This window comes from Mycoplasma sp. 1890, assembly GCF_053851615.1.
Genome location: NZ_JBSQAZ010000020.1, coordinates 1 through 1,429 on the forward strand (window position 1 = coordinate 1; position 1,429 = coordinate 1,429).

A 1,429-nucleotide genomic window follows, 5' to 3' on the forward strand; every position below is an offset into this window, starting at 1 on the left:
AATTTTAGTTTAAATTCGCGCAAAACTTCATTCTTTTGATTATTAAGAATTTCAATCATTTCTTCTGCGGTTTTTGCTTCAGAAACTAGCCGTTTTCTTTCTGATTCAAGTAAGAAGTTAATAAATTCATTTGCGGCATTAATGCTTTCTTGAATAATGTTTGGATTAATATTATTTGCCAATCAAGGAAAATTAATTTGGCTATTTGAGGAAGGCAACGCCTCATAGTTATTCAATAAGTTAATACTACATTCCATTGCTATTCTATCAGTAAATTCCTTAATTTTTTTTGATCATACTAAACTGGAACGAGCTCACAATTATAATAAGCTGCTTATCATATATTTGAAAACAGTTCTAACATTCTTTATAAATAAGAAACTAAAAATTGTATCCTATATTTAGACACAAATTTTTATATAAATTTACTTTTTTCAACGCTTACTGAATTTTTTAATCATAATTTATTCAGTTTATAAGCATTTTTTATAGTTTTTCCTTGCAAAGTATCCTTACTTACTAAAAAATAAAATTATCTAGTTCATTTTCTCATCCGACACCTTTTTTGTGGAGTATCTAAGATTATATTTTTTGGTAATGAATTTCCAACCAATCAATTTTTAATATGTTTATTTTTATGTCTAATATCATTTAGAGTATCCTTTGGCAGAATACTTTTAATAGTTTCATAAACTGATTGTAAATCATTTTTGTTCACTAGTTTTAGAATTTATAGATGTTAGATTTTTAGTGGTTTGGTTTGTTTTATAAGTAAGGGCTGCAAATTACTACTATTAATGTTGGCTAAAGTTCTGAAAAGTAATTTTCTTTTTTTATTATTCTCCTCTTGTTCTATTTGAACAATGGGGCTTTTTGTATATAATTTTCAATTTTTATTCACAAAATATCTAGGCTTTTGAATATGCATCGCATTTTTTGTTCTTAACTTCAACAAGGTATTTTGGCTTAAAAACGGCATTTTTTAGCCATGCTTAATAAGTTTTATTCGCATTTTAATATTAATTTTTAACCCTATTGATAATAAAAAACCAGACTTATATCTGGTTTAGAATAAAAAATTAATTATTATAAAATTTAATTTATTTGAAATGTAAGGCCATCTTTATCACTTTGGATACCATAGCTTCCTAAACTACCGCTAAGTAGATTTGCAAAAAAATCGGCCAATTTACTTGCATCTTGTGTTGTTTGTAAAACTTTTGGCTTATCTGGTTCATCATCTTCATCTCATGGTTGATTATGGTCTGGTTCGTTTGGAGAGACTTCATCAGCGCCTTCATCTCACTCTCAAGGACTATTATGATTTGGTTCATGAGTTTCCCATGGTTCACTTGATTCAGGTTCATTTGATGGGAATATATCTAACTCATTTTCGATATAGTCATCTTCTAGTGGAAAATCAAAAGCA

2 protein-coding genes are annotated in these 1,429 nt (G+C 27.5%); both read right to left on the reverse strand.

The genetic code is table 4. From position 1 onward, the window contains the following. Positions 1 to 257: hypothetical protein (locus tag ACWXVO_RS03135; protein ID WP_456002573.1), on the reverse strand; the 257-nt coding region annotated here is incomplete at its 3' end. Between the two features lie 838 nt (positions 258 to 1,095). After that, positions 1,096 to 1,429, reverse strand: a 334-nt coding sequence (locus tag ACWXVO_RS03140; RefSeq protein WP_456002576.1) for a hypothetical protein, incomplete at its 5' end; no start/stop codon positions are given.